Annotated in this window: 20 protein-coding genes and 1 pseudogene; 10 read left to right on the top strand and 11 right to left on the bottom strand. The window is 62.9% G+C overall.

Features of this window, described 5'->3' with window-relative positions; genetic code table 11:
- Nucleotides 1-124: 124 nt before the first annotated feature.
- From fliK to AC0IPL_RS00615, 3 genes are all read left to right on the top strand, one after another.
- Nucleotides 125-2,098, top strand: coding sequence for a flagellar hook-length control protein FliK (fliK, locus tag AC0IPL_RS00625; protein ID WP_474271193.1), 1,974 nt, complete (start codon nt 125-127; stop codon nt 2,096-2,098).
- Nucleotides 2,099-2,102: 4 nt separating this feature from the next.
- Nucleotides 2,103-2,783: a flagellar hook capping FlgD N-terminal domain-containing protein gene (locus AC0IPL_RS00620; RefSeq protein ID WP_474271191.1), complete on the top strand. Its 681-nt coding sequence runs from the start codon at nt 2,103-2,105 to the stop codon at nt 2,781-2,783.
- A gap of 123 nt (nt 2,784-2,906) precedes the next feature.
- Nucleotides 2,907-3,707, top strand: a complete 801-nt coding sequence (locus AC0IPL_RS00615; protein WP_474271937.1) for a phosphotransferase family protein — start codon at nt 2,907-2,909, stop codon at nt 3,705-3,707.
- Here AC0IPL_RS00615 and AC0IPL_RS00610 read toward each other — a convergent pair.
- The 5 genes from AC0IPL_RS00610 to AC0IPL_RS00590 all read right to left on the bottom strand — a co-directional run bounded on the left by AC0IPL_RS00610 (nt 3,680) and on the right by AC0IPL_RS00590 (nt 9,042).
- A complete protein-coding gene (locus AC0IPL_RS00610; RefSeq protein WP_474271189.1) occupies nt 3,680-4,999 on the bottom strand; it encodes an NAD(P)/FAD-dependent oxidoreductase in 1,320 nt (439 codons plus the stop codon). The genes AC0IPL_RS00615 and AC0IPL_RS00610 overlap by 28 nt on opposite strands.
- Nucleotides 4,999-5,814, bottom strand: coding sequence for an ABC transporter permease (locus tag AC0IPL_RS00605; RefSeq protein ID WP_474271187.1), 816 nt, complete (start codon nt 5,812-5,814; stop codon nt 4,999-5,001). Before AC0IPL_RS00605 ends, AC0IPL_RS00610 begins: the two co-directional genes overlap by 1 nt.
- On the bottom strand, nt 5,811-6,692 hold the full coding sequence (locus tag AC0IPL_RS00600; RefSeq protein ID WP_474271935.1) for an ABC transporter permease subunit: 882 nt from the start codon (nt 6,690-6,692) through the stop codon (nt 5,811-5,813). Before AC0IPL_RS00600 ends, AC0IPL_RS00605 begins: the two co-directional genes overlap by 4 nt.
- Complete coding sequence (locus AC0IPL_RS00595) at nt 6,692-7,819, bottom strand: ABC transporter ATP-binding protein (protein WP_474271186.1); 1,128 nt, start codon at nt 7,817-7,819, stop codon at nt 6,692-6,694. The genes AC0IPL_RS00600 and AC0IPL_RS00595 overlap by 1 nt, the downstream gene beginning before the upstream one ends.
- Before the next feature lie 134 nt (nt 7,820-7,953).
- Nucleotides 7,954-9,042, bottom strand: a complete 1,089-nt coding sequence (locus AC0IPL_RS00590) for a polyamine ABC transporter substrate-binding protein (RefSeq protein WP_474271185.1) — start codon at nt 9,040-9,042, stop codon at nt 7,954-7,956.
- 103 nt (nt 9,043-9,145) lie between these two features.
- Here AC0IPL_RS00590 and AC0IPL_RS00585 point away from each other — a divergent pair, with 103 nt between their 5' ends.
- From AC0IPL_RS00585 to AC0IPL_RS00560, 6 genes and pseudogenes are all read left to right on the top strand, one after another.
- Nucleotides 9,146-9,871 (top strand): GntR family transcriptional regulator, encoded by a 726-nt coding sequence (locus tag AC0IPL_RS00585; protein WP_474271183.1) that lies wholly within the window; start codon nt 9,146-9,148, stop codon nt 9,869-9,871.
- A gap of 66 nt (nt 9,872-9,937) precedes the next feature.
- Nucleotides 9,938-11,332, top strand: a complete 1,395-nt coding sequence (locus AC0IPL_RS00580) for an aspartate aminotransferase family protein (RefSeq protein WP_474271181.1) — start codon at nt 9,938-9,940, stop codon at nt 11,330-11,332.
- Nucleotides 11,333-11,710: 378 nt separating this feature from the next.
- Nucleotides 11,711-12,811 (top strand): ABC transporter ATP-binding protein, encoded by a 1,101-nt coding sequence (locus AC0IPL_RS00575; protein WP_474271179.1) that lies wholly within the window; start codon nt 11,711-11,713, stop codon nt 12,809-12,811.
- Nucleotides 12,812-12,887: 76 nt separating this feature from the next.
- Entirely contained in the window at nt 12,888-13,988 is a 1,101-nt protein-coding gene (locus AC0IPL_RS00570; protein WP_474271177.1) for an extracellular solute-binding protein, read from the top strand.
- Nucleotides 13,989-14,075: 87 nt separating this feature from the next.
- Nucleotides 14,076-15,347 carry an ABC transporter permease gene (locus AC0IPL_RS00565; protein ID WP_474271175.1) on the top strand — a complete coding sequence of 424 codons (1,272 nt, stop codon included), beginning with the start codon at nt 14,076-14,078 and terminating at the stop codon, nt 15,345-15,347.
- Nucleotides 15,348-15,361: 14 nt separating this feature from the next.
- Nucleotides 15,362-16,207: pseudogene (locus AC0IPL_RS00560) on the top strand (ABC transporter permease); the annotation flags it as partial.
- Between the two features lie 133 nt (nt 16,208-16,340).
- Here AC0IPL_RS00560 and AC0IPL_RS00555 read toward each other — a convergent pair.
- Together AC0IPL_RS00555 and AC0IPL_RS00550 are read right to left on the bottom strand one after the other, a co-directional pair.
- Nucleotides 16,341-17,660 carry a lytic murein transglycosylase gene (locus AC0IPL_RS00555; protein WP_474271173.1) on the bottom strand — a complete coding sequence of 440 codons (1,320 nt, stop codon included), beginning with the start codon at nt 17,658-17,660 and terminating at the stop codon, nt 16,341-16,343.
- A gap of 8 nt (nt 17,661-17,668) precedes the next feature.
- Entirely contained in the window at nt 17,669-18,451 is a 783-nt protein-coding gene (locus AC0IPL_RS00550; RefSeq protein WP_474271172.1) for a helix-turn-helix transcriptional regulator, read from the bottom strand.
- A gap of 151 nt (nt 18,452-18,602) precedes the next feature.
- Between AC0IPL_RS00550 and AC0IPL_RS00545 the strand changes: the two genes are divergently transcribed.
- Nucleotides 18,603-19,025 (top strand): DUF1801 domain-containing protein, encoded by a 423-nt coding sequence (locus tag AC0IPL_RS00545; protein WP_474271170.1) that lies wholly within the window; start codon nt 18,603-18,605, stop codon nt 19,023-19,025.
- A 26-nt stretch (nt 19,026-19,051) separates the two neighbouring features.
- On the opposite strand, the gene rnr is transcribed toward AC0IPL_RS00545, so the two are convergent.
- Genes rnr through dapE form a run of 4 tightly spaced genes read right to left on the bottom strand, consistent with a single transcriptional unit; the run spans nt 19,052 to nt 23,529 of the window.
- On the bottom strand, nt 19,052-21,331 hold the full coding sequence (gene rnr, locus AC0IPL_RS00540; RefSeq protein ID WP_474271169.1) for a ribonuclease R: 2,280 nt from the start codon (nt 21,329-21,331) through the stop codon (nt 19,052-19,054).
- A gap of 52 nt (nt 21,332-21,383) precedes the next feature.
- Nucleotides 21,384-21,965, bottom strand: coding sequence for a TIGR04282 family arsenosugar biosynthesis glycosyltransferase (locus AC0IPL_RS00535; RefSeq protein ID WP_474271167.1), 582 nt, complete (start codon nt 21,963-21,965; stop codon nt 21,384-21,386).
- The gene (locus AC0IPL_RS00530) at nt 21,962-22,387 is read right to left on the bottom strand and encodes a GNAT family N-acetyltransferase (protein ID WP_474271165.1); all 426 of its coding nucleotides are present in this window, start codon (nt 22,385-22,387) and stop codon (nt 21,962-21,964) included. The genes AC0IPL_RS00535 and AC0IPL_RS00530 overlap by 4 nt, the downstream gene beginning before the upstream one ends.
- A complete protein-coding gene (dapE, locus tag AC0IPL_RS00525) occupies nt 22,384-23,529 on the bottom strand; it encodes a succinyl-diaminopimelate desuccinylase (RefSeq protein WP_474271163.1) in 1,146 nt (381 codons plus the stop codon). The genes AC0IPL_RS00530 and dapE overlap by 4 nt, the downstream gene beginning before the upstream one ends.
- Between the last annotated feature and the right edge of the window lie 172 nt (nt 23,530-23,701).

Below are 23,701 nucleotides of genomic sequence, written 5' to 3'. Positions count from 1 at the left end.
CGGTTCTCCGGTTGTTCATCGAATTTCATCGAGTTTTTACAGTTTGCGGCGGAACCGGTTAAAATTGCCGTAACCGCTTTGAAGTAAGTTGACCGGGTCGAGATAGAATATCTGGAAGCCGATCATGATGATGAATTCAGTCCTTGGCCCGGAAGCAGGCCCAATCGGAAAAGCGCGATCGCCTTCCGTAAGTGAAGTTGAAAAACCTATTAAAAGTAAGACGTTCCAAGATGTATTGTCCGATGGGGCAGGACAGGGAGACGTGACATCTGGCGATGCCGAAGGGCAGGCTGAGATGGCTGATTCTCCTTCCCCTGCGAAATCGGGTGCGGCGGTCACGGTGCAGGGCGACAAGGCCGCCCAAACCGCCGCTGGCAAGGAAACCTCTGATATCGTTACCGAGGGTGAGCCCGGAAAAACTGGTCAGCCAGTGGCAGCGGACCAGGCAGACGTTGCCGACACGCCCGCTGCACCGGATGTGGCAGAGGGAGCAGGTTACCCGGTCACCGGTGAACACAGGCACGTTGCACGTCGTGACACCGACATGTCCGGTTCTGCGATGTTTGGCCTTATGAAACCGGATCAGTCTGATGGCCTGGCGCAACGGGCGCCGATGACTGGTCTGACTGCCGCAGTGAGCGCGGCCTCTGCTATTACCCCTAAGTCTACGGACAGGGCGGTTGCTTCCCCTGTTTCCGCCAGTTCGCCTGACGCCACCGGCTCCCAGGTCACGGCGCAAGCTGGTGGGCGCGAGACAACACGCGCGCCTGTGGGCGAACGGACAGCAGCACTTTCCGCGCAACACGCCGCGGCGGTTGCGCCAGAGCGCGCCGATGCGGCCAAGGTCGCGCAGGCCGCGGGCGAACCGCGCCTTGCTGGGGAAACCTCCCCGGTCGGCGAATCGGACGCAGCGTCTGCAAAGAGTACATCGCAGACCATCGGATCCCGGTCTGAGGCCGGGCAGCAGGCCGATGCAGCGATCGCACGGCGCACTCAACCCGCCCGTATGGCTGGGGTTGAACCCGATATGACCGGCAGGCAGACCCCGGCGGCGGATGCGGACACGCTGAGAGCGAGGCCCAGTTTGGACGGCGCGCCAGAACCCACGCGGCACAACACCAGCGCCCAGGTCATGACGCCAGCGCAATTCACCCAAGCCGGACTGAGCACACAAGGGCGGCCGTTGGCGAGTGCCATCGCCGGTGGTGCGACCGCGGAAGCGGCCATTGCGCGTGAGACGTCGGTGGCCGAGGTCGCGCAGGAGCCGGTCACGGGCTTTGTACAACAGACAAAAACCAACACAATGGCGACCGCGCAGGCGGCCCTGATGCGCCAGCCCTCGGTGGAGAACCGACCCGGTGCCTCGACGCAAAAAGTGGAAGCGGCTGCGGCCCTTGATGCCATAGATGAAGCGGCTGCGGATCTGGATAGTGCAATGCAGTCCATCCGCGCGGCTGAAACCAACGCTCGGGCCAATGCAGTGCGCGCTGGGGCTGCGATCATGGCGTCCCCGGCCGTGCAGGCTTCGCCCGTCATGTCTCAGGCGATGCTGGCCAATGGCCTGATGGACGGGGAGGTGCGGGACCTTCTGGACACTCCGCTCGATCGTTTCAACGAGATGCCGGGGCTGTCGCAGATGCTGACCGAGGCTGTGATTGGATCAGGGGCCAGTCACAGGCCGGAAACGCCGCGCATGATCGCCGCCCAGATGGCCGAGGCTTTTGCTGCCAAGGGTGAGCAAAAGGTCGAAATCTCACTGAATCCGCAGGAGCTGGGCCAAGTGAAGATGCGCGTTGCCGCCAGCGAAACGGGTATCACGATGATCATCCATACTGAACGCCCGGAAACGGGTGATCTGATGCGCCGCCATATCAACGAGTTGGCAGAAGAATTCCGTCGCATGGGATATGAGGACATCTCTTTCGAGTTCAGCGGCGGCGAGGCGGATGGAGGCCAGAGCGGCAGCGGGTCCGGACAGGGGTCGGACTCAGCGTCTCGGGGCATGGGCGAATCGTCTCAGAATGACGTCACCGCGAACGCCAACGCCAACACGCAAAATTTGCAGCTTGGCGCCGCCGGGCTGGACATGAGGGTCTGAGAACATGACAACAGCAGTTACTTCCGTAAACGCCAATCCGCTGCAACAGACGCAGACGTCTTCGTCCGCTTCTGCGAAAACCTCTGGTCTGTCGTCAGACTTTGAGACGTTCGTGAAGATGCTGACGGCGCAGGCGACGAATCAGGATCCGTTGGAGCCGCTGGATTCCACCGAGTATGCCGCGCAGCTGGCGCAGTTTTCCATGGTGGAACAGCAAACCAAGAGCAACACCCTGCTGGAGGGGCTTCAGTCCCAGCTGGGCTTGGCCAATATGGCCGCCTTGTCGGGCTGGGTCGGGATGGAGGCGCGGGCGGTGGCGCCCGGATATTTTGATGGCAGCAGCGCCATCACGATTGCGCCCAACCCCGCAGCGGCGGCGGACAGCGTGTCGCTGGTTGTGCAGGACAAAAACGGCCAGGAAGTCCAGCGCGTCACCCTCCCAGTTTCCGCCGAACCCTATGAATGGAACGGCATGGATGATGACGGGAACCTGCTGGAAGCCGGAGAGTACGCCTTTATGGTGGAAAGCCTCAAAGGTGATGACGTGCTGTTGCAGGAATACGCCGAGATTTATTTCAAGGTGAACGAAACCCGGATGCAGGGTGGCGAGGTCGGCCTGATCACTGAGGGTGGCTCGGTGGTCCAGGCGTCGTCGGTCAGCGCGCTGCGCGATCCTGGATCCTGATTGGGTGGTAGGCGCTGCCGGTAAATCGGTTTAGAACGGGGCGGTCAGACACCGGAGACCGCCCTGCAACCCCTTTCCGCAGATTTCGAAGCCCGTTTTTTCGCGCATCTCGCCGCGCTGGGGCTGCATGTTCCGGCGCCGCGACGTCTCGAAGGCGGCCGGTCGAACCACGTCTGGCGCGCCGGGGCAGTGGTGATCAAGCTCTACGCCGACCGCCGGGAAAACCCCTTGTTCGCCAATGATCCGGCACGGGAACATGCGGTGCTGGCGGCGCTGTCCGGTACCGGCATGGTGCCGCCGTTGATACAGGCCGGTTCGTTCGAGGGGCATCAATGGCTGAGCTATGCGCATATCAATGGCCAGCCCTGGCGCGAAGATCCCGGTCATGTGGCGCAGGTTCTGGGACGTCTGCATGATTGCGCACCGCCTGCGGGTTTGCCGCAGGGCGTGAATGGTAGCCTGGCCCTGGAGGCGCAGGTCGCCGACATTCTGCGACATTGCAGGGGACGCGATGAGTTGGCGGATTTGCGGCCGCTGGGTCGGGTTCCGCCGCTGTCGAAGCCGGTGCTGATCCATGGCGATCCGGTGCCGGGCAACTTGCTGGCGCATCACGGCACCCTGACGCTGATTGACTGGCAGTGTCCCCAAATCGGCGACCCGGCGGAAGATCTGGCACTGTTCCTGTCACCTGCCATGCAGCTGACGTACCGCGGTGCACCGCTGAGCCGGTCCGAGGAGGACATCTTTTTGCGCGCCTATCCCGATCCGCGTATCGTTGGCCGCTATCTGTCCCTGCGCCCTTGGTATCACTGGCGCATGGCGGCCTATTGCCTGTGGCGGATGGAGCAGGGCAGTGCGGCCGACCGGCAGGCCCTGGAGCTGGAGCGCGCGGCGCTTCAGTCCATCAGCCCGAGGGCCGCATAGGCGGGGGGCATCAGAACCCGCCGCGCCCGACCGAAGGGGAAGCGCGGCATCTTTTGCACCGCTGCCGAATACGGCAAGTCGGGCTGTCGCCCCTGCACCAGATCGCTGAGCAGCCGCCCCGCATAGCTGCCCATCGCCACCCCGTTGCCATGATAGCACAGGCCCGCAAACAGGCCCGCTTGGCCCGGCAGCGGCCCGATGAAAGGGACCAGGTTGCGCGACAGGCAGACCATGCCGGACCAGCAATGCGTGGCTTCCACGTCGCGCCAGGCGGGGAACATCGCCTCGAAGTTACACCGCAATTTGCGCCGGATCCCGGCCTCTGCACGGGGGGAGGCCAGCAAGCCGCCGCGCATGCCGAACAAGAACCGCCGGTCCGGCATCAGCCGAAAGTAATGCAGCAGGTTGCGCGTGTCATAGGCCATCTGGTCAGAGAACCAGCCCTGCGCTTGCAGCTCTGCATCGGTCAGCGGGCGGGTCACCATGACGGTGGATTGTGCGGGCATGTAGCGGCCTGCCAGCCAGCTGGGCAGATCCTCGCTAGAGTAGCCGTTGGTGGCGATGACCACCTGAGAAGCCCGCATAATGCCCCTATCAGTGTCTATACCAAAGCCGTCGCCGGATTTCTCCACACGGCGGGCAGGGCTTCGTTGGTAGAGGGCCGCGCCGGCCTTCCGGGCCGCTGCCGCCAGACCGAAGAGGTATTTGCGCGGGTTCAGCGCAAAACCTTCCGGGGTGGTCAGGGCGGCGTGAAACTGGCCGTTGAGCCCGTGATCGGCCAGCTGGTCGCGGCGAACGAACTGCGGTGTCTCGCCGGCCTTGCTCAGCTGCTCTGCCTGCGCTGCAAGCCGTCGCGCGGCGCGCGGGCTGTGGGCCATTTGGGTTTCGCCGTGCGAGTGCGTATCGGCATTGATGCCATGCGTATCCAACAGGCCACGCACCAGTTCGATGGCCGCGCTTTCGCTGGCCTCATAGGTCTCGCTGGCTTGCGGGCCGAAAAAACGCCGTAGCGCCGGGCCGGAGAGTTTTGAACCACCCAGACAGCAGAAACCGCCGTTTCGCCCCGACGCGCCCCACCCGGGCGTGCCAGCCTCTAGCACCGCGACGGACACGCCTCTTTGCGCCAGGTGCAACGCCGCCGACAGGCCGGTGAAGCCGCCGCCGATCACCGCCACATCGGCGCTGGTCCCGCCGTCGTAACGCGGCCAGTCCGGTGCGGCGATGGTGTCATCCCACCAGCAGTTGCTGCGGGGGCCTGGCCCATAGGCGTAGTCGGAATAGATCCGGCGCATCAGTTGCGCACCGCTTCCGTCTCCTCGCGCCGCTGTCGGGCGACCTGATGCTTGGTCACCAGCGAGGCGGTGATGACCCCAACTGTCACCACGGCGATCATGATCGTCGACAGCGCGTTGATCTCGGGGCTGACGCCAAGACGCACCGCCGAGAAGATCTTGATCGGCAGGGTCGTTGCGGCGGGGCCGGAGGTAAAGGAGGCGATCACCAGATCGTCCAGCGACAGGGTGAAGGCCAAAAGCCAGCCGGAAATCACTGCGGGCGCAATGATCGGCAGGGTCACCAGGCGAAAGGCCTCGGCGGCCGAGCAACCAAGGTCCAGCGCCGCTTCCTCCAACGAGCGGTCGAAGCTGACCAGCCGCGACGACACCACGACCGAGACGTAGCACATCGAAAATGTGGTATGCGCCAGCACGATGGTCAGCACGCCACGGTCCAACCCGATGCCGATGAACAAGAGCAGAAGCGATAGGCCGGTGATCACCTCTGGCATCACCAGGGGGGCATAGATCATGCCGGAAAACAGCGTCCGCCCCATGAAGCGTCCGCCGCGCACCAGCACATAGGCGGCGATGGTGCCCAACACGGTGGCCAGCGTCGAGGAGAACACGGCCACCTTGATGGTCACCCAGGCGGCGTTCAGAAACGCCTCGTTCTGCATCAGCTCGGCGTACCAGCGGGTTGAGAACCCGGCCCAGACGGTGACCAGCTTGCTCTCGTTGAAGCTGAAGATCACCAGGATCACCATCGGGATATAAAGAAAGGCAAAACCAAGTGTCAGCGACACGGTGTTAAACCAGCTTAGGCGGTTCATTGCTCGGCCTCCTGCTGTTTCTGCTGGTTGCGCTGGAACAGCACGATCGGAATGATGAGCAAAAGCAGCAGGACCACCGCCACCGCCGAGGCCACCGGCCAGTCGCGGTTGGAGAAGAATTCTTCCCACAGCACCTTGCCGATCATCAGCGTATCAGAGCCACCCAGGAGCGAGGGGATCACGAACTCACCCAGCACCGGGATGAACACCAGAAAGCTGCCGGCAATGATGCCGTTCTTCGACAGCGGAATGGTGACCAGCCAGAAGGCCGTCAGCCGCGAGCAGCCCAGATCCTCGGCCGCCTCGATCAGCGAGCCGTCGAGCCGTTCCAGCGCCGAATAGATCGGCAGGATCATGAAGGGCAGATAGGTGTAGACCACGCCGATGTAGACGGCGGTGTTGGTGTTGAGGATGGTCAGCGGCTCGGAGATCACGCCGGTCCACATCAGGAACTGGTTCAGGAAACCTTCGTTCGACAGGATCCCCATCCAGGCGTAGACGCGGATCAGGAAGGAGGTCCAGAACGGCAGGATCACCAGCATCATCAGGGTCGGGCGCCACTCATCCGGGGCGCGCGCCATGCCATAGGCGATGGGATAGCCCGCCAGCAGCGTCAGAAAGGTCGAGATCAGCGCAATTTTCAGCGAGCTGAGATAGGCCTTCCAGTAGAGGTCATCTTCGGTCAGCCAGATGAAGTTCTCGAAATCCAGTTCGGCGATGAAGGCGGCGATGCCCTCGGTCCAGTCGAATTGCGGCACATAGGGCGGGATCGACACCGCATAATCCGACAGTGAAATTTTCAGCACGATGGCGAAAGGCACCAGGAACAGCGCCAGAAGCCAGGCATAGGGGATGGCGATCAGGAAAAAACGGCGCATCATTCAGCCAGCAGAACACCTGCCGTGGCGGTCCAGGACAGCCAGACAGGGTCTTCCCAGGTGTAGGCGCGGCGGGCGATGCGGCGGGTGTTGGCGGTCTGCGCCTTGATCACCGCGCCGGTCGGCAGCTCCACGTGGTAGGTGGAGATATTGCCGAGGTAAGCAATGTCGAGAATGCGTCCCTGCACGGCGTTGTCGGCGCCGGCGGGCTGTTCGGCGCTGATCGCGACCTTTTCGGGGCGGATCGCAAGATGGCATTTCTGCCCCTCGCTCAGCACGTTCGGGGACTGCACGTTCAAAGGCGGCAGGCCGTCGTGCCAGTCCATCGTGTAAGAGTCTGCGCCATTGGGTTTGGCGGTGCCTTCGATCAGGTTCACATCGCCGATGAAATCCGCGACATAGACGGAATTCGGTGTCTCGTAGATCTTGTCCGGGGTGGCCACCTGCTTGATCTTGCCATGGTCCATCACCGCTACGCGGGAGGCCACGGTCATCGCTTCTTCCTGGTCGTGGGTCACGATGACGAAGGTGGTGCCGGTCTTCTCCTGGATGTCCATCAGCTCGAACTGGGTGTCTTGGCGCAGCTTCTTGTCCAGCGCGCCCAGCGGTTCGTCAAGCAGCAGCAGCTTCGGTGCCTTGGCCAGCGAGCGCGCCAGCGCCACCCGCTGCCGCTGGCCGCCGGAAATCTGATGCGGCTTGCGTCGGGCAAACTGCTCCAGCCGGGTGAGCCGCAGCATTTCCTCGACCCGGTTCTGGATGTCTGGCTTGGCCATGCCCTCACGCTTGAGGCCAAAGGCGATGTTTTCCCAGATCGACAGGTGTGGAAACAGCGCGTAGGACTGAAACATCATGTTCACCGCGCGCTTGTTCGGTGGCACCGGCGCGATGTCCTGCCCGGCGAGGAAGATCTTGCCCTCGGTCGGGGTCTCAAACCCCGCCAGCATCCGCATCAGCGTGGTCTTGCCGCAGCCCGAGGGGCCCAGCAGCGCGTAGAATTCCCGCTCGTAGATGTCGATGGTCAGGTTGTCGATGGCGGTGAATTCACCAAATCGTTTGGTGACGTTCTGGAAGTGGATCAAGGGCTTAGCCTCAGGATCGTTCCAGGGTTCGAATACGGAAGCAGTCAAGCCGGGCCTCTTCTGCGATGTCTCGCAAGCATGTCTGGGATTACCGCGCCCCAGATGACCGGGCGCGTCAGGCGATGCGGGGTGTCAAGCGGTGCGGGGCGGCGTAACCGCCCCGCGGGTCTGCTGAAGCGCGATCAGGTACCGGATTTGATCTTGGTCCACAGGCGGGTGACGACACGCTGCACCTTCGGCGGGTAGGGCGTGGTGGTGAACAGGTTGTTCAGTGTCGCCTCGTCCGGGTAGATGGCCGGGTCGTCGATCACATCCTCGACCAGGTGTTCTTGCGAGGCCTTGTTGCCGTTGGCGTAGTAGACGTAGTTGGATGCCGCCGCCATGTTTTCGGGATCCATGATGAAGTTCAGAAACTTGTGGGCGCCGTCGGGGTTCGGGGCGTCGACCGGGATCGCCATCTGGTCGAACCACATCTGGGCGCCTTCGACCGGTGCGTTATAGGCGATTTCAACGCCGTTGTCGGCCTCGGCGGCGCGGTCGCGGGCCTGCAGGATGTCGCCGGACCAGCCGACCGCGACGCAGATATCGCCATTGGCCAGCGCGTTGATGTATTCCGAAGAGTGGAATTTCTGGATGTAGGGGCGCACCGGCATAAAGACCTCTTCGGCCTTGGCGATGACCTTGGGGTCATGGCTGTCGGGGTCTTCGCCGATGAATTTTAGCGCCGCGGGAATCATCTCTGCCGGGGCATCCAGGAAATGCACGCCGCATTCGGCCAGCTTTTCCATGTTCTCCGGGTTGAACACCAGCTCAAGCGAGTTGATCGGCGCGTCGTCGCCCAGAAGTTCCTTCACCTTCGGGACATTCACGCCAATGCCGGTGGTGCCCCACATGTAGTTGATGGAATAGGCGTTGTCCGGATCGTACTGCTCGGTCCGGCTGGAAACCACATCCCACATGTTTTCGTGGTTGGGCAGTTTGGACATGTCCAGCTTCTGAAAGGCGCCGGCCTGGATCTGGCGCTGCAGGAAGGTGCCGGAGGGCACCACAACGTCATAGCCGGAGCCGCCCGCCAGCATCTTGGTTTCCAACAGCTCGTTGCTGTCGAAGACGTCATAGATAAGATCGATGCCGGTTTCGGCCTCGAATTTCTCCAGCAGGCCTTCGTCGATATAGTCGGACCAGTTGTAGACCCGCACCTCTTCGGCAGAAGCGGCGGCAGCTGCGCCCAGGGCAACAGCGGCGGTCATGGTCATCGTTTTCAGTGTCATGAAGTTCTCCCTGTGGGTGCCGGCTTCAATGTCCGGCTGTAGAAGGATTTGATCAAGTTTTGCCGCGTTCGGCAATACTCTTTATGTTTTCACTTGGTTCGGGATGGTGCAAGCTGACGAAAACCAAGGAGGATTTCCACAGGTGAGCGAGACGCATTCAGGGGTCGGCAGCACGCAGGACAGCGCGGCGAAACTGCCCGCGCATGAGATTGTGTACCAGAAACTGCGGTCGCAGATTCTGTTTGGTGAGCTGGTGCCGGGTCAGGCGGTGACCATCCAGGGGCTGGTCGAAACGCTGGAGGCCGGCATGACGCCGGTGCGCGAAGCGATCCGCCGGTTGATCTCTGATGGTGCGCTGATGTTCCAGGGCAACCGCCGCGTTTCGGTGCCTCTGCTTGGTCCAAAGGATCTAGAAGAGCTTATTTTCGCAAGAAAAACAATAGAGTGCGAGCTTGCTCGGCGGGCGACCCCGCATGTCACCCCCGCTGTCGTCACGCAGTTGACCGCCATCGACACCGCTCTGGATACGGCCATCGCAACGGGCGACGTGGCGGGGTACCTGGTGCAGAACTACAGCTTTCACTCGACGCTTTACGCCCATGCCGACTCCCCGGTTCTCAGTGATATCGCTGACCGGCTCTGGCTGCGCTTCGGCCCTTCTTTGCGGGTGGTCAGTGGCCGCCTGGGAACGCAAAGCTTCCCGGATAGGCACAAGGACATTTTAGAGGCACTGCGGCGTCAGGACCCAGAAATGGCGGCGCTGGCCATGGAACGGGACGTCTGCCAGGGCATGGAGCAGGTGGTGCAGGGGTTGCAGGTGGCGCACTGATTCGATTGACACGCGGCAATTTGATCATATTCTAGGCGCAATCTGATTTTCGCAGGAGTGCCTCCCATGACCGTGATCACCAATCACATGCCAACGGCCGAGCTTCAGGCGCTGGATGCCGCCCACCACATGCATCCCTTCACCGCAAATGGCGAGCTGGCCCAGAAGGGCGCGCGCATCATAACCCGGGCCGACGGGGTGCATCTGACGGACAGCGAGGGGCATCAGATCCTTGATGCGATGGCGGGGCTGTGGTGCGTCAACATCGGCTATGGCCGTCACGAACTGGCCGAGGTCGCTGCCCGCCAGATGCGCGAGCTGCCCTATTACAACACCTTCTTCCAGACCAGCCACGTGCCCGCCATTGCACTGGCCGCCAAGATCGCGGAGCTGGCGCCGGGTGATCTGAACAATGTGTTCTTTGCCGGCTCCGGCTCTGAAGCCAATGACACCAACATCCGCATGGTGCGCCATTACTGGGCGCAAAAGGGCAAGCCTGGCAAATCTATCATCATCAGCCGCAAGAATGCCTACCACGGGTCCTCCGTTGGCAGCGGCTCGCTGGGCGGTATGAGCGGCATGCATGCGCAAGGCGGTCTGCCGATCCCGGATATCCACCACATCAACCAGCCCAACTGGTGGGCAGAGGGCGGCGACATGCCCGAAGAGGACTTTGGCCTGCAACGCGCACGCGAGCTGGAGGAGGCAATTCTGGAGCTGGGCGAGGACCGGGTCGCCGCCTTTATCGCGGAACCGGTGCAGGGCGCCGGTGGCGTGATTGTGCCGCCTGCCAGCTACTGGCCGGAAATCCAGCGGATCTGCGACAAATATGAAATCCTGCTGATCGCGGATGAGGTGATCTGCGGTTTCGGGCGCACCGGCAATTGGTTCGGCAGCCAGACCCTGGACATCCGCCCCGACATCATGACCATCGCCAAGGGGCTGAGCTCCGGCTACGCGCCGATTGGCGGGTCCATTGTCAGCGACGAAATCGCGGGTGTCATCGCCGGCGACGAGTTCAACCACGGCTACACCTATTCCGGCCATCCGGTGGCGGCAGCCGTGGCGCTGGAAAACCTGCGCATCATCGAGGAGGAAAACATCCTTGGTCATGTGCGCGACGTGGCGGCGCCGCATCTGAAACGGAAATGGGAAGCGTTGGCCGATCATCCTCTGGTTGGTGAGGCAAAAATCGTCGGCATGATGGGGTCGATTGCACTGACGCCGAACAAGGCAGCCCGCGCGGCCTTTGCCGCCGATGCGGGCACTGTAGGCTACATCTGCCGCGAGCGCTGCTTTGCCAATGATCTGGTGATGCGTCACGTCGGCGACCGGATGATTATTTCGCCGCCGCTGGTGATCACGCCGGAACAGATCGACGTGTTGATCGAGCGCGCCACCCGGTCGCTGGATGAATGCCACGCAGAACTGAAGAAGCAGGATCTGATGCACAGCGCCTGAAAACAGCGCACTTCGGCAGCACTATCACGGAAAACCGAGGCGGTAATTGCCGCGACTCGGGACTGCCCGGCCTGAGATGGCCGGGTATTTTTGTTTCGGTTTTTCCGTGCCGCAGGTCAAAATCTGTCTCACGAACCGCCGGAGCGGCGCAAAACGTCCCGACTGCGTCGCAAAAAGTCTGTTTTCGCTCTCGAAATCGGCCCTAAGATCACGTTAGGGTAGGTCTTGTCGAACGGAGGCGTGCGCGGTTTGGAGTGCCGGTAACCTGCCTTGGAAAGAATATTTTTTCGTATCTAGCGTTGGATGGCGCTGGTGTGATTAACTCCAGAACAAGTGCAGAGCTAATCTGCCAGACTGACAAAACACGGGGAGCCTGCTTTGGCTGATGCGTCTAATGTTGATGCGTTCGTTGAATTCGAACGCGTCCAAAAGAGCTATGACGGCGAAAATCTCGTCGTCAAAGACCTGAACCTCACCATGCCCAGAGGCGAATTTCTGACGATGCTTGGCCCGTCAGGTTCGGGCAAGACAACATGTCTGATGATGCTGGCGGGATTCGAGACCGCAACCCATGGCGACATTCGCCTCGGGGGCACCTCGATCAACAACATCCCGCCGCATAAGCGCGGCATCGGGATGGTGTTCCAGAACTATGCGCTGTTTCCGCATATGACGATCGCGGAAAACCTGTCGTTCCCGCTGGAAGTGCGCAAGATCGGAAAATCCGAGCGCGAAGCCAAGGTGAAGCGGGCGCTGGACATGGTGGAAATGGGCGCCTTTGGCGGCCGACGCCCGTCGCAGCTGTCTGGTGGTCAGCAACAGCGTGTCGCGCTGGCCCGCGCACTGGTGTTCGAGCCCGAACTGGTGCTGATGGATGAGCCGCTGGGCGCGCTCGACAAACAGCTGCGGGAAAAGATGCAGTTCGAGATCACGCATCTGGCGCACCAGTTGGGTATCACCACCGTCTATGTGACCCACGATCAGACAGAGGCTTTGACGATGTCTGACCGTGTGGCCGTGTTTGACGATGGCCGCATCCAGCAGATCGCGCCGCCGGATCAGCTGTATGAAAGCCCGGAAAACAGTTTTGTTGCCCAGTTCATCGGCGAGAACAACACGCTGGAAGGCACGGTCAAGGAAATCAACAACGGAATTGCGCTGGTGCAGCTGGACGATGGCGGTCTGATCGACTGCAAGCCGGTCAATGTCTCGAAGCCTGGCGAGCGCACCCGCGTGTCGATCCGCCCGGAACGGGTGGAATACAACCGTGAGCGCCTTCAAGAAGGCGTTCACACGCTCAAGGCGGAAGTGCTGGAGTTCATCTATATGGGTGACATTTTCCGCACCCGTCTTCGGGTGGCGGGCAATGATGAGTTCATCATCAAGACCCGCAACGCGCCGGACCAGGTCCGGTTGCAGCCCGGTCAGCAGATCGAAATCGGTTGGCTGCCGGAAGATTGCCGCGCGCTGGACGCCTGATCCGCGCGCGCCGAACCCCCGGCAACCGAACGACCGGGGGTCTCACATTCGTGAAATCAACAAGGAGAGATACTCTATGAAACTCAGCAAAATGTCTGCACTGGTAGCGACCACAGCGCTGTGTGCGCCGTCGGCCTTTGCACAGGAAATGGCCAATGAGCTGACCTTGGTGTCCTGGGGTGGTGCCTATCAGGCCAGCCAGAACAAAGCCTATGTCGAGCCCTATCTGGAAGCCAATCCCGACGTCAAAATCGTCTGGGACGAAAGCTCGGCGGAAGCTGTTGCCAAGCTGCGCGCGATGAATGAAGCGGGCAACGTGACCTGGGATCTGGTCGACGCCGTGGCCTCGGATGCGATGCGCCTGTGCGACGAAGGCCTGGCGGAAGAGCTGGATCACGACGAAGTGCTGGCCGCGGCGCCCGACGGGACCCCGGCAACCGAAGACTTCGGCGATCTGATTGTCAGCGACTGCTTCGTGCCGCAGATCGTTTACTCGACCACCTTTGGCTATCGCACCGACCTGATCGACAAGCCGGATTCGGTCTGCGCCATCTTCGATACCGAAAAATATCCGGGCAAGCGCGCGCTGCAAAAGCGCCCGATCGACAACATGGAATGGGCGCTGTACTGCGACGGCGTGGCCAAGGACGAAATCTATGACGTTCTGGGCACCGACGAAGGCGTGAGCCAGGCGCTCGCCAAGCTCGACACCATCAAGGACCAGGTGGTCTGGTGGTCGGCGGGTGCCGAGACGCCGCAGCTGCTTGCGGACGGCGAAGTTGTGATGGGCTCGACCTACAACGGTCGCCTGTTCTCGGCCATTGCCGAACAGGACCAGCCGATCGGAATGCTGTGGGACATGCAGTCCTTTGACCTTGACGGTTGGGTTGTTCCCGCCGGCCTGCCCGCGGATCGTAAGGCCCGCGTCATGGACTTCCTGAAGTTCGCGACCGACACTCAGCGTCTGGCTGATCAGGCGGCTTACATCTCGTATGGTCCGGCCCGTGCCTCCTCGGCACCGCTGGTTGGCAAACACGCAGAGCTGGGCATCGAAATGGCGCCGCATATGCCGACCGATCCGGCCAACGCGGGCAACGTCCACAGCTATGACTACGAATGGTGGGCCGACAACCGCGATGATCTGGACGCCAAGTTCCAGGCATGGCTGGCCCAGTAATCTGATCCCAACCGGGATTTGAACATCCGGCGGGGGCTGCCGTGACAGCGGCCCCCGCCCCAAAATAAAAGTCCGACGGGGAACCCCATGAGCGATACCACCCAATCCGGCCCGGTGCTGGCTGCGGACGGCAGGCCCTTGAAGCGCAGTCTGGCGCGGGCGCTGCGGATGCAGAAGATGCGGGCGTTGCTGCTGATCGCGCCGCTGTTGCTGTTCATTCTTCTGACCTTCATCCTGCCGGTTGCAGACATGCTGTACCGGTCGGTGGACAACCGCATTGTCGAAAATACATTGCCCCGGACGGTCGAAGCGCTGGCAGATTGGGACGAGAGTCAGGACCAGCTGCCCGGCGAGACGGTCTATGCCGCGATGGCCGCCGATCTCAAGGTGGCTGCGGAGGCCAAGGTCCACACCCGTGTCGGCAAACGGCTGAACTATGAAAACCCCGGTGTCTCCTCGGTGTTCCGCAAATCCGGGCGCAAGGTGCGCAAGTGGGATCTGGACGCCGACGCGCCGTTCAAGGAAAAATTGATCGACATCGACGATGGCTGGGCCGACATCGAATTGTGGCGCACCATCAAGACCTATTCCGCGTCCCGCACGCCGGGCTACTTTCTCAACGCCGTGGATTTGAAACTGGGCGCTGATGGGGTGGAAGTCCGCCCTGAGAACGAACGGATCTACAACACGCTGCTGATCCGCACCATGCGGATGTCATTGATCATCACCTTCAGCTGCATCCTGTTGGGCTACCCGGTGGCCTGGCTGCTGGCGAACCTGCCGACGAGCAAGGCAAACCTGCTGCTGATTCTGGTGCTGCTGCCGTTCTGGACCTCGCTTCTGGTGCGAACCTCGGCCTGGAAAATTCTGCTGCAACAACAAGGGGTCATCAACGACACCCTGGTGTGGATCGGATTGGTAGATGATGCCAACCGGTTGGTCCTGATCAACAATGAACTCGGCACCATCATTGCGATGACGCATATCCTGCTGCCGTTCATGATCCTGCCAATGTATTCTGTGATGCAGACCATTAACCCGTCCTACCTGCGCGCGGCGAAATCGCTGGGGGCGACCAACTGGACCGCTTTTTGGCGGGTCTACTTCCCGCAGTCCGTGCCGGGGATCGGTGCGGGCTCGATCCTCGTCTTCATCCTGGCGGTGGGCTACTACATCACACCTGCGCTGGTTGGCGGCACCAAGGGCACCTTCATCTCCAACCTGATTGCCTATCACATCTCGACCTCGGGCAACTGGGGGCTGGGCGCGGCATTGGGCGCAATCCTGCTGGCCGTCGTACTGCTCCTCTACTGGGTCTACGACAAGATCGTCGGCATCGACAACGTGAAGCTGGGGTAACGGACATGAGCGCACTTCCTCCTTATGCAACCACTGGCCAACGGGTCTGGTTCTATTCCTTCCGGGTGATCTGCGGGTTGATCTTCTTCTTCCTGATCGCACCGATCATCGTAATCATCCCACTCAGCTTCAACGCCGAGGACTTCTTTACCTTCACGCCAGAAATGCTGCGGCTGGATCCCGAAGGGTTCTCGCTCAAGCACTACGAGGATTTCTTCAATGACAGCTCCTGGCAGTCGGCGATGTGGAACTCGTTGAAGATTGCGCCCATGGCGACCCTGGTGTCCGTGACGTTCGGCACCCTGGCCGCCATAGGTCTCAGCCAGCCGCATGTGCCGTTCCGCCGGGCAATCATGGCGATCCTGATCTCGCCGATGATCGTGCCGTTGATCATCTCTGCCGCGGGCATGTACTTCTTCTACAGCCGGATCGGCCTGCAAGGCACCTATCTTGGTGTGGTGCTGGCGCATGCGGCCCTGGGCATCCCGTTTGTGATCATCACGGTGACCGCCACCTTGGTCGGTTTTGACCGCTCTTTGACGCGTGCGGCGGCCAATATGGGGGCGGATCCGGTCACCACGTTCTTCCGGGTCCAGATGCCCCTGATTCTGCCGGGGGTGATTTCCGGGGGCCTGTTTGCCTTCATCACCTCCTTTGACGAGGTGGTTGTGGTGCTCTTCGTCGGCTCGGCCGGGCAGAAGACCCTGCCCTGGCAGATGTTCATCGGCCTGCGTGAGCAGATCTCGCCGACCATCCTCGCGGTGGCAACGATTCTGGTGGCGATCTCCATCGCGCTGCTGACCACGGTGGAATTGCTGCGCCGCCGTTCCGAACGCCTGCGCGGCATGTCACCGAGCTGAACCGGCGACGAACCCGAAACACAAAAGGCCCCGCAGTTTGCGGGGCCTTTTGCGCGTCCTCTTGCCGGAACTATCCCGGGGGAAATTGGCCACAGGCCCAAAAGGGGGGCTGGCCCCGCGAACCGGGTCGCCGTCAGCGCAGACGGTGCAGCAGCCGCAACGAAGCGTAACCGTCCGGCGTCAGACCATGTGCCACCTGATAGGCGCGCACCGCACCGATGGTCTTAGGGCCGATCTTGCCGTCGATGCCGTCGGTGTCAAAGCCCGCACGTGTCAGTCGCTGCTGCATCTCCTCGCGTTCGCTCAGGGTCAGCGCCCGGTCGCCACGCGGCCAGCGCGCCTGGAGTTTGGCGCCACCGGCGAGCCGATCAGCCAGATGGCCCACCCCGATCACATAGGCATCGGCGGTGTTGTAACGCTCTAGCACCGCAAAGTTCTCAAAAATCATAAAAGCCGCACCATCGCTGCCCGCGGGCAGCAGAATGGAGGCCAGGCCATGATCCTCCACCGGCTGGCCATCCACTGCGCGGACCCCCAGCGCCGCCCAATCCGCAGGCCGCCGGGTGATGTTGCGATCCGCCAAACGGTAGTCGAAGTCGGCGGGCAGGGTGATTTCGACGCCCCAGGGCTGGCCTTTGACCCAGCCAAATTTGTTCAGGTAGGCCGCGGTTGAGGCCAGCGCATCGGCGGGATCGTCCGACCAGATGTCGCGCTTTCCATCGCCGGTGAAATCGACTGCATACTCCAGGTAGGAGGTCGGCATGAACTGGGTGTGGCCCATGGCCCCGGCCCAACTGCCGGTCATCCGCCGCGCGTTCACGTCGCCTGCCTGCAAAATCTTCAGCGCCGCGATCAGCTGACCCTCAAAAAACGCACCGCGGCGCCCGTCATAGGCCAACGTCGCCAACGAGCGAATCACGTCATCCTTGCCGCGAAAGCTGCCAAAGCTGCTTTCCAGCCCCCAGACCGCCACCACGATTTCTTTCTCGACGCCGTAGGCCGATTCGATCTGCTCCAGGCGGGCCTGCTGATTGCGCAGCGCGGCCTTGCCGTTTGTGACCCTCAAGTCGGAAACGGCGCTGTCCAGGTAATCCCAGATCGTCTTGGTGAACTCGGATTGATTGCGGTCGCGCCGGATCACCTCCGGGTCCAGTTTCACCCCGGCAAAGGCGGCGTCCAACACCGCCGGGCGGATGCCGCGGGTCGTGGCGCGGGCGCGAAACGCACGGATCCAGTCCTGAAAACCCGCCTCGGACGCGGGCGTCGTCTGATGCTGTGCTTTCTGTTGCGGCCGGGCCTCCGGCCGCTGTGCTGCGGCCAGCTGGGTCGCCTCGTAACGCGCCCCTTCGTTCAGCGTGTCTGGCCGCGGCGGCGGCCTTAGCGAGGAGTCCGGTGCGGCCCCTGCCGCTGCCGCGCCGCCTGCAAACAGGGACGCCATCACCCAACTGCGCATTTTGCACCTCATTCTTGGCTGCTCGGAGGCAGTGTATCGCCAGTGGCTGGCGGGTAAAGGGCGCAGTCGTCGGTTGTGCGGTCCGCCGCCTGTGCGGCCTCGGTCGCGCGTTCCGCCTGCAATTGGGCCAGAGCGTCGCGCAGCATCGGCACCCGGTGCGGACGAAAGCTGTTGTCGGTCACCTCCAGCGCGCGCATTCGGTCCAGCCGGAACACCCGAACGTCGCGGCGCAGGCAGCACCATGCGATCAGCACCGTGGAGCGGTCGAAATAGACCACGCTCAACGGTTTGACCTGCCGCGTTGTCACCGCGCCCTTGCCGTCGGTATAGCCGAATCGCACCTCGACCTCGTCCCATGTGGCCTGGCGCAGGGCTTGGGCCGAGATCGCCGGGGGCACTGGGCGGGTAAACCGGTAGGGGGCCAGAACCGCGTGGCGCAGCCGATGTGCCTGGCGCTGCGGCAGCCGTGCCTGCAACTTGCGCAGCGCCTCGGAGGCGGCGGTTGCCAGTTCCGGGTCGCCGATCTGTTCCACCTCGCGCAGGCCCAGCACCAGCGCCTCGAGCTCCGTGTCGCGAAAGCCCATCGGGGGCAGCGCGTTGTCCTCGATCAAGGTAAAGCCGTAGCCCGCTTCGCCATCGATCACCGCGCCCATCTCACGCAGCGTGGCGATGTCCCGATGGATGCTGCGGGCCGACACGCCCAGCTCCTGCCCCAGCCGCGCGGCGGTGTGCGGACCAGGCCCAAGGCGCAGCGCTTGCATCAACTGGAAAAGACGGTGGGTTCGGGACATGTCTCACTCTGTCTACATCTAATGACAGTTTCTGTCATTATGACGCGCTATAGTCGGGATAATTTCTCGCAGCGGAGCACGTCATGCCCAGCCACCCCCGCGACAGAGCGGTCATCGTTTGTGACAGGAAGCACCATGCGGGGCCGCTTCGATGATGCAGCCATTCGCCTCCGTTCGGGTCGCCGCGGCGTTCAACGTTGCCGACCCGCTGGCGCGTGTCGGCCTTCTGACACTGCGGCAGCTGATTCTAGACACGGCAGCCCTGACGCCAGAGGCCGGGCGCGTTGAAGAGGCCTTGCGCTGGGGACAGCCCGCCTATCTGACGCCGGAGCGCAAATCGGGCTCCACCCTGCGGCTGGGCATCCCCAAGAACGCCCGCTTTGCGCTCTTCGTGCATTGCCAAAGTCAGCTGATCCCGGAGTTCATAACCGTGTTTCCGGCCTGGGATCGTCTGGAGGGCACCCGCGCGGTCTTGTTTGACGATCCGGCAGAGGTGGAGCCGATTCGCCATGGTTGGCTGATCAAGCGGGCGCTGACCTATCACATCCGCGCACCGCTTGGGGCTTTGGCCTAAGACCGCAGAATACCGCAGAATACGGGCTACTTGCGGCGTTTGCGTTCCACCTTGCGTTTGACCTTGGCCGCTTTCAGCTTGGACTTGGCGGCCTTGCGTTTCACGGTCCGGCCGGCCGGGCTGCGGCGCCCGCCCTTGTGGGACCCGCCGCCACCGGGCAGCTTCTGATCCTCGATCGTCAGCAGTTCCAGCTCCAGCCCGCCGGTGATCGGCGCGGCCTGTACCAGCCGCACTGTCACCCGCTGGCCGATGCCCAGAACCGTACCGGTTTCGCTGCCGGTCAGGGTCGCGGCCTCGGCGTCGAAATGGAAGAATTCCCGCCCGATGGAGCGCACCGGCACCAGCCCGTCGGCCCCGGTTTCGTCCATTTTTACAAACGCACCAAACCGCGCGATGCCGCTGATGCGGCCGGTGAATTCACTGCCGACCCGTTCGCTGAGGTAGGACGCCAGATAGCGGTCGGTCGTGTCGCGCTCCGCAATCATCGAACGTCGTTCGGTGTCGGAGATCTGGGTCGCGGTTTGCTCCAGCCGCTCGATTTCCTCGGGCGTCAGCCCGTCGTCGCCCCATCCATGCGCCGAAATCAGCGAGCGGTGCACGATCAGGTCAGCATAGCGACGGATCGGCGAGGTGAAATGGGCGTAGTTACGCAGCGCCAATCCAAAGTGGCCAAAGTTTTCAGGGTTGTAATAGGCTTGCTGCATGGACCGCAGCGTTGAGATATTGACCAGCTCCGCGTCATCGGTGCCCGCGGCCTGATTGAGCAGCGCGTTCAGGTGCCGGGTTTGCAGCACCTGGCCCTTGGCCAGGTTCAGCCCGGCGGCGCGGGCGGTCTCGCGCAGGTTGTCCAGTTTTTCCTGGGTCGGCTCCTCGTGGACACGGAACAACAGCGGCGCGCGTTTCTTGGTCAGGGTCTCGGCCGCGGCGACGTTGGCCAGCACCATGAATTCCTCAATCAGCTTATGCGCGTCCAGCCTGTCGCGGAACGCAACCGAAGCCACGGTGCCATTCTCGTCGAGCACGATCTTGCGCTCGGGCAGCTCCAGGTTCAGCGGCTCGCGCGTGGCGCGTGCCTTTGTCAGTGCCTGATAGGCGGCATACAGCGGGCGGATCACCGCGTCGACGAAAGGCGCGGTCTTCTCATTCACCTCGCCGTCCATCGCGGCCTGGACCTCGGCGTAATGCAGCGAGGCCGCAGAGCGCATCAGTCCCCGTACGAAACGGTGGTCGATTTTGTTGCCCTCGGCGTCGATCTGCATCCGCACGGCGATGCAGGGACGCGGCACGCCTTCGTGCAGGGAGCATAGATCGCCGGACAGCCGGTCCGGCAGCATCGGCACCACCCGGTCGGGAAAATAGCTTGAGTTGCCACGCTTGCGGGCCTCGCGGTCGAGCGCCGAGCCGGGGCGCACATAGGCGGCAACATCGGCAATCGCCACCCAGATGACATGGCCGCCGGGGTTCTTGGGATCGTCGTCGGCATGGGCATAACAGGCGTCGTCATGGTCGCGGGCATCGGAAGGATCAATGGTGACCAGTGGCAGATCACGCAGATCCTCGCGCCCTTTCAGGCCCATGGGTTTGGCGGCGTCAGCTTCGGCCATCACCTTGTCGGGGAACTGGTCGGGAATGCCGTGCTGGTGAATGGCGATCAGCGATACCGCCCTGGGGGCAGAAGGGTCGCCCAGGCGCTCCACGATGCGGGCGCGCGGCAGGCCCATGCGGCCCTTGGGGCCGGCCTGTTCGGCCTCGACCAGCTCGCCATCGCGGGCCCCGTTGGCGTCATCGGAAGCCACCATCCATTCGTTCGCTCCGGCCTTGTCGACCGGCACGATGCGCCCGCCTTCGGAACCCGCGCGAAAGATGCCCAGCACTTTTTTGGGGTTGCTGCCGATACGGCGGATCAACCGCGCCTGATAGTCGTGGTCCTCGCCCTGCATCTTTTGCAATTTGACCAGCAGCTTGTCACCCTCGCCCAGGGCCGGATCAGAAGCGCGGGTCTGGATCAGAATCCTCGGCTCGTCCCCCTCGCCGTGCCATTCCAGCGCGCGGGCATAGAGGTCGCCGTCCTCATCCGGTGCCTTCACCTGCACCACCGTGACCGGCGGCAGCTGTTCCGGGTCACGGTAGGTCTTCTTGCGCTTTTGCAGATGGCCTTCGGCCTCCAGCTCCTTGAGGATCCGCTTGAGGTCGATCCGGTCAGCGCCCTTGATGCCAAAGGCCTTGGCGATGTCGCGCTTGGAGGTGTGGGTCGGGTTGGCGGAAATCCAGTCGAGGATTTCGGCCTTGGTGGGAATACGGCTCATGCGTTCCGGCCTAGCACGGCGAAGGCGCGACGTCATGGTGAAAAGACGGCGCTCAGCGCCGGTACAGGTCGGCGCCCGTGTCCACGTCCCGCAGGGTATCCGTCAGGGCGATGCGCCAGCCGGGCAGGGTTGCCAGCGTGTCAGCCAGCGCATGGCTGCTGGACCAGCGCACGTTGGAAAACACCCCCTGCGGCAGGCGGGCCGGGTGTCTGGCACCGACCAGCCAATAGCCGCCGTCCGCAGCCGGGCCGAACACCGCGTCGTGGGTGCCAAGTGCCGCAAAGGCGCGGGTGATGTGGGCGGGGCGGATTCCGGGAATGTCCGCGCCGATCAGGCAGACAGGGCCGCTGCGGCCAGGTACGGATGTCAGCATCCGCTTCATGCGTTGCCCCAGATCACCGCCAGCCTGCGGCAGTCGCGGCAGGTCGGCAGGCCAGACGCGAGAGGCAACAGCGGTGTCGGGTGCCACGGCCAGCATGATCTGCCAGCGCGGATCACGCACACTGCGGATCAACCGAGCAGACTGGTGGCGGAACCACCAGGTGGCCGGGATCACGCCGATGTCGCGGCCGAGCCGAGTTTTGACCCGACCCGGCCGTGGTTCTTTGACCATGACGATCAGCGTGCGTTTCACGTGAAATCACGCGCCATGTCGCGATGGTCAATTCCTGCGTCGTCATAGACGGGACCAAAGGCGGCAAAGCCCAGTTTCTCGTAGAATCCAATCGCGTGCAGCTGCGCCCCCAGCTTGGCGCGGGTGATGCCGGGACGCTGGCGGGCGATTTCTACCGCGTACTCGATCAGCTGCGCGCCCAGCCCGGTACCGCGCTGGGATTGCAGCACGCAGACCCGGCCGATCTTGGCGGTGTCATCGCCAAAGACAATGCGCGCCGTGCCCACCGGCTCCCCGTGCTGTGCCGCCAGCAGATGGGTCGCCGTTTCATCGAGGGCATCGCGCTCTTCCTCCTCCGGGACGCCCTGTTCGTCGACAAACACCTGAAACCGGAGCGCCAGGCAGCTGTCCAGGTCATCGGTGATGAATATCTGCGCGCTCATGCGAAGAAGTTCCGCAGGATTCGGGCATAGATGGACTTCAGCTGATGGATCTGTGCCACCTCCACCCGTTCGTCGACCTGGTGCATGGTCTTGCCGACCAGGCCGAACTCAACCACCGGGCAGTGATCCTTGACGAAACGCGCGTCCGAGGTGCCGCCGGTGGTCGACAGCTCCGGTTTGCGGCCCGTCTCGGCCTCCACCGCGGCAGAGACCAGGTCGGACAAAGCACCGGGCGGAGTGATGAAGCTTTCGCCAGAGACCTTCACCTCCAGCCCGATCTCGACGCCGAACGCGGCGGCGACCTTGGCGGCTTCGTCCTCCAGCCACTCTGTCAGGCTGGCGCCCGAATGGGCATCGTTGAAGCGGATGTTCACCGTCGATTTTGCCTGCGCAGGGATCACGTTGGTCGCCGGGTTGCCGGTGTCGATGGTGACGACTGCCAGCGTCGAGGCATCAAAATGTTCAGTGCCCTGGTCGAGTTCATGGCTGGCCAGCCGGTCCATCAGTCGCGCCATCGCATTCAGCGGGTTGTTGGCGCGATGCGGATAGGCCGAATGCCCCTGCACGCCGGTCACGGTAAACCAGGCCGTGAGCGAGCCGCGGCGGCCGATCTTGATCATCTCACCCATTTCGTTTGGGCAGGTGGGTTCGCCCACCAAACAGGCTGACATCTGCTCGCCCTCGCGCGCCATATAGTCGAGCAGCGCGGTGGTGCCATCCACGGCATCCCCCTCCTCGTCCCCAGTGATGGTCAGGATGATGGCGCCATCCGGGGGGGTGTCGCGGACGAAATCAATGGCGGCGGCGGCAAAGGCGGCGACGCCGGATTTCATGTCCGTGGCCCCGCGCCCATACATGAGCCCGTCCTTTTCCTGCGCGCCAAACGGGGGCATTGTCCACGCGGCCTCATCCCCGAGCGGCACGACGTCGGTATGGCCGTTAAAGCCGAAGGTGCGGGCATGGCCCTTGGCGCCCCAGCGGGCAAACAGGTTGCTGACCTCGCCGCGGTCGGTTCGGGTGCAGTCAAAGCCGGCCGCGCGCAGCAGCTGTTCCAGCAGCACCAGCGCGCCGCCTTCCTCGGGGGTAACAGAGGGGCAGCGGATCAGGTCTGCGGTCAGGCGGGCGGGGTCGGTCTGCGGCATCGGTGGCTCCTGAATATTCTCTTGGCCAAGGCCTATCGCGGATCTGTGAGGGGCGCAATTCACAGGCGCGGCAGCCGCCCCTGTGTCGCAAATGCCAGCCGGATGGGCCGCGTCGGCGATGCCGCTTGCGTGAAATAGGCGAAGCGCCTAAGGACGGTATCCAGTCGCCGTC

This window comes from Leisingera sp. SA32, assembly GCF_056033425.1.
This window is presented reverse-complemented; position numbering and strand designations above follow the sequence as displayed.

Bases quoted from the DNA above. Each gene is read 5' to 3' on its own strand.
- AC0IPL_RS00605 (WP_474271187.1), bottom strand. From the start codon at position 5,814: ATGAACCGCCTAAGCTGGTTTAACACCGTGTCGCTGACACTTGGTTTT.
- AC0IPL_RS00610 (WP_474271189.1), bottom strand. From the start codon at position 4,999: ATGCGCCGGATCTATTCCGACTACGCCTATGGGCCAGGCCCCCGCAGC.
- dapE (WP_474271163.1), bottom strand. From the start codon at position 23,529: ATGCCGCAGACCGACCCCGCCCGCCTGACCGCAGACCTGATCCGCTGC.
- AC0IPL_RS00545 (WP_474271170.1), top strand. From the start codon at position 18,603: ATGATGCAGCCATTCGCCTCCGTTCGGGTCGCCGCGGCGTTCAACGTT.
- AC0IPL_RS00590 (WP_474271185.1), bottom strand. From the start codon at position 9,042: ATGACACTGAAAACGATGACCATGACCGCCGCTGTTGCCCTGGGCGCA.
- AC0IPL_RS00585 (WP_474271183.1), top strand. From the start codon at position 9,146: ATGGTGCAAGCTGACGAAAACCAAGGAGGATTTCCACAGGTGAGCGAG.
- AC0IPL_RS00565 (WP_474271175.1), top strand. From the start codon at position 14,076: ATGAGCGATACCACCCAATCCGGCCCGGTGCTGGCTGCGGACGGCAGG.
- AC0IPL_RS00570 (WP_474271177.1), top strand. From the start codon at position 12,888: ATGAAACTCAGCAAAATGTCTGCACTGGTAGCGACCACAGCGCTGTGT.
- fliK (WP_474271193.1), top strand. From the start codon at position 125: ATGATGATGAATTCAGTCCTTGGCCCGGAAGCAGGCCCAATCGGAAAA.
- AC0IPL_RS00555 (WP_474271173.1), bottom strand. From the start codon at position 17,660: ATGCGCAGTTGGGTGATGGCGTCCCTGTTTGCAGGCGGCGCGGCAGCG.
- AC0IPL_RS00620 (WP_474271191.1), top strand. From the start codon at position 2,103: ATGACAACAGCAGTTACTTCCGTAAACGCCAATCCGCTGCAACAGACG.
- AC0IPL_RS00600 (WP_474271935.1), bottom strand. From the start codon at position 6,692: ATGCGCCGTTTTTTCCTGATCGCCATCCCCTATGCCTGGCTTCTGGCG.
- AC0IPL_RS00550 (WP_474271172.1), bottom strand. From the start codon at position 18,451: ATGTCCCGAACCCACCGTCTTTTCCAGTTGATGCAAGCGCTGCGCCTT.
- AC0IPL_RS00530 (WP_474271165.1), bottom strand. From the start codon at position 22,387: ATGAGCGCGCAGATATTCATCACCGATGACCTGGACAGCTGCCTGGCG.
- AC0IPL_RS00580 (WP_474271181.1), top strand. From the start codon at position 9,938: ATGACCGTGATCACCAATCACATGCCAACGGCCGAGCTTCAGGCGCTG.
- rnr (WP_474271169.1), bottom strand. From the start codon at position 21,331: ATGAGCCGTATTCCCACCAAGGCCGAAATCCTCGACTGGATTTCCGCC.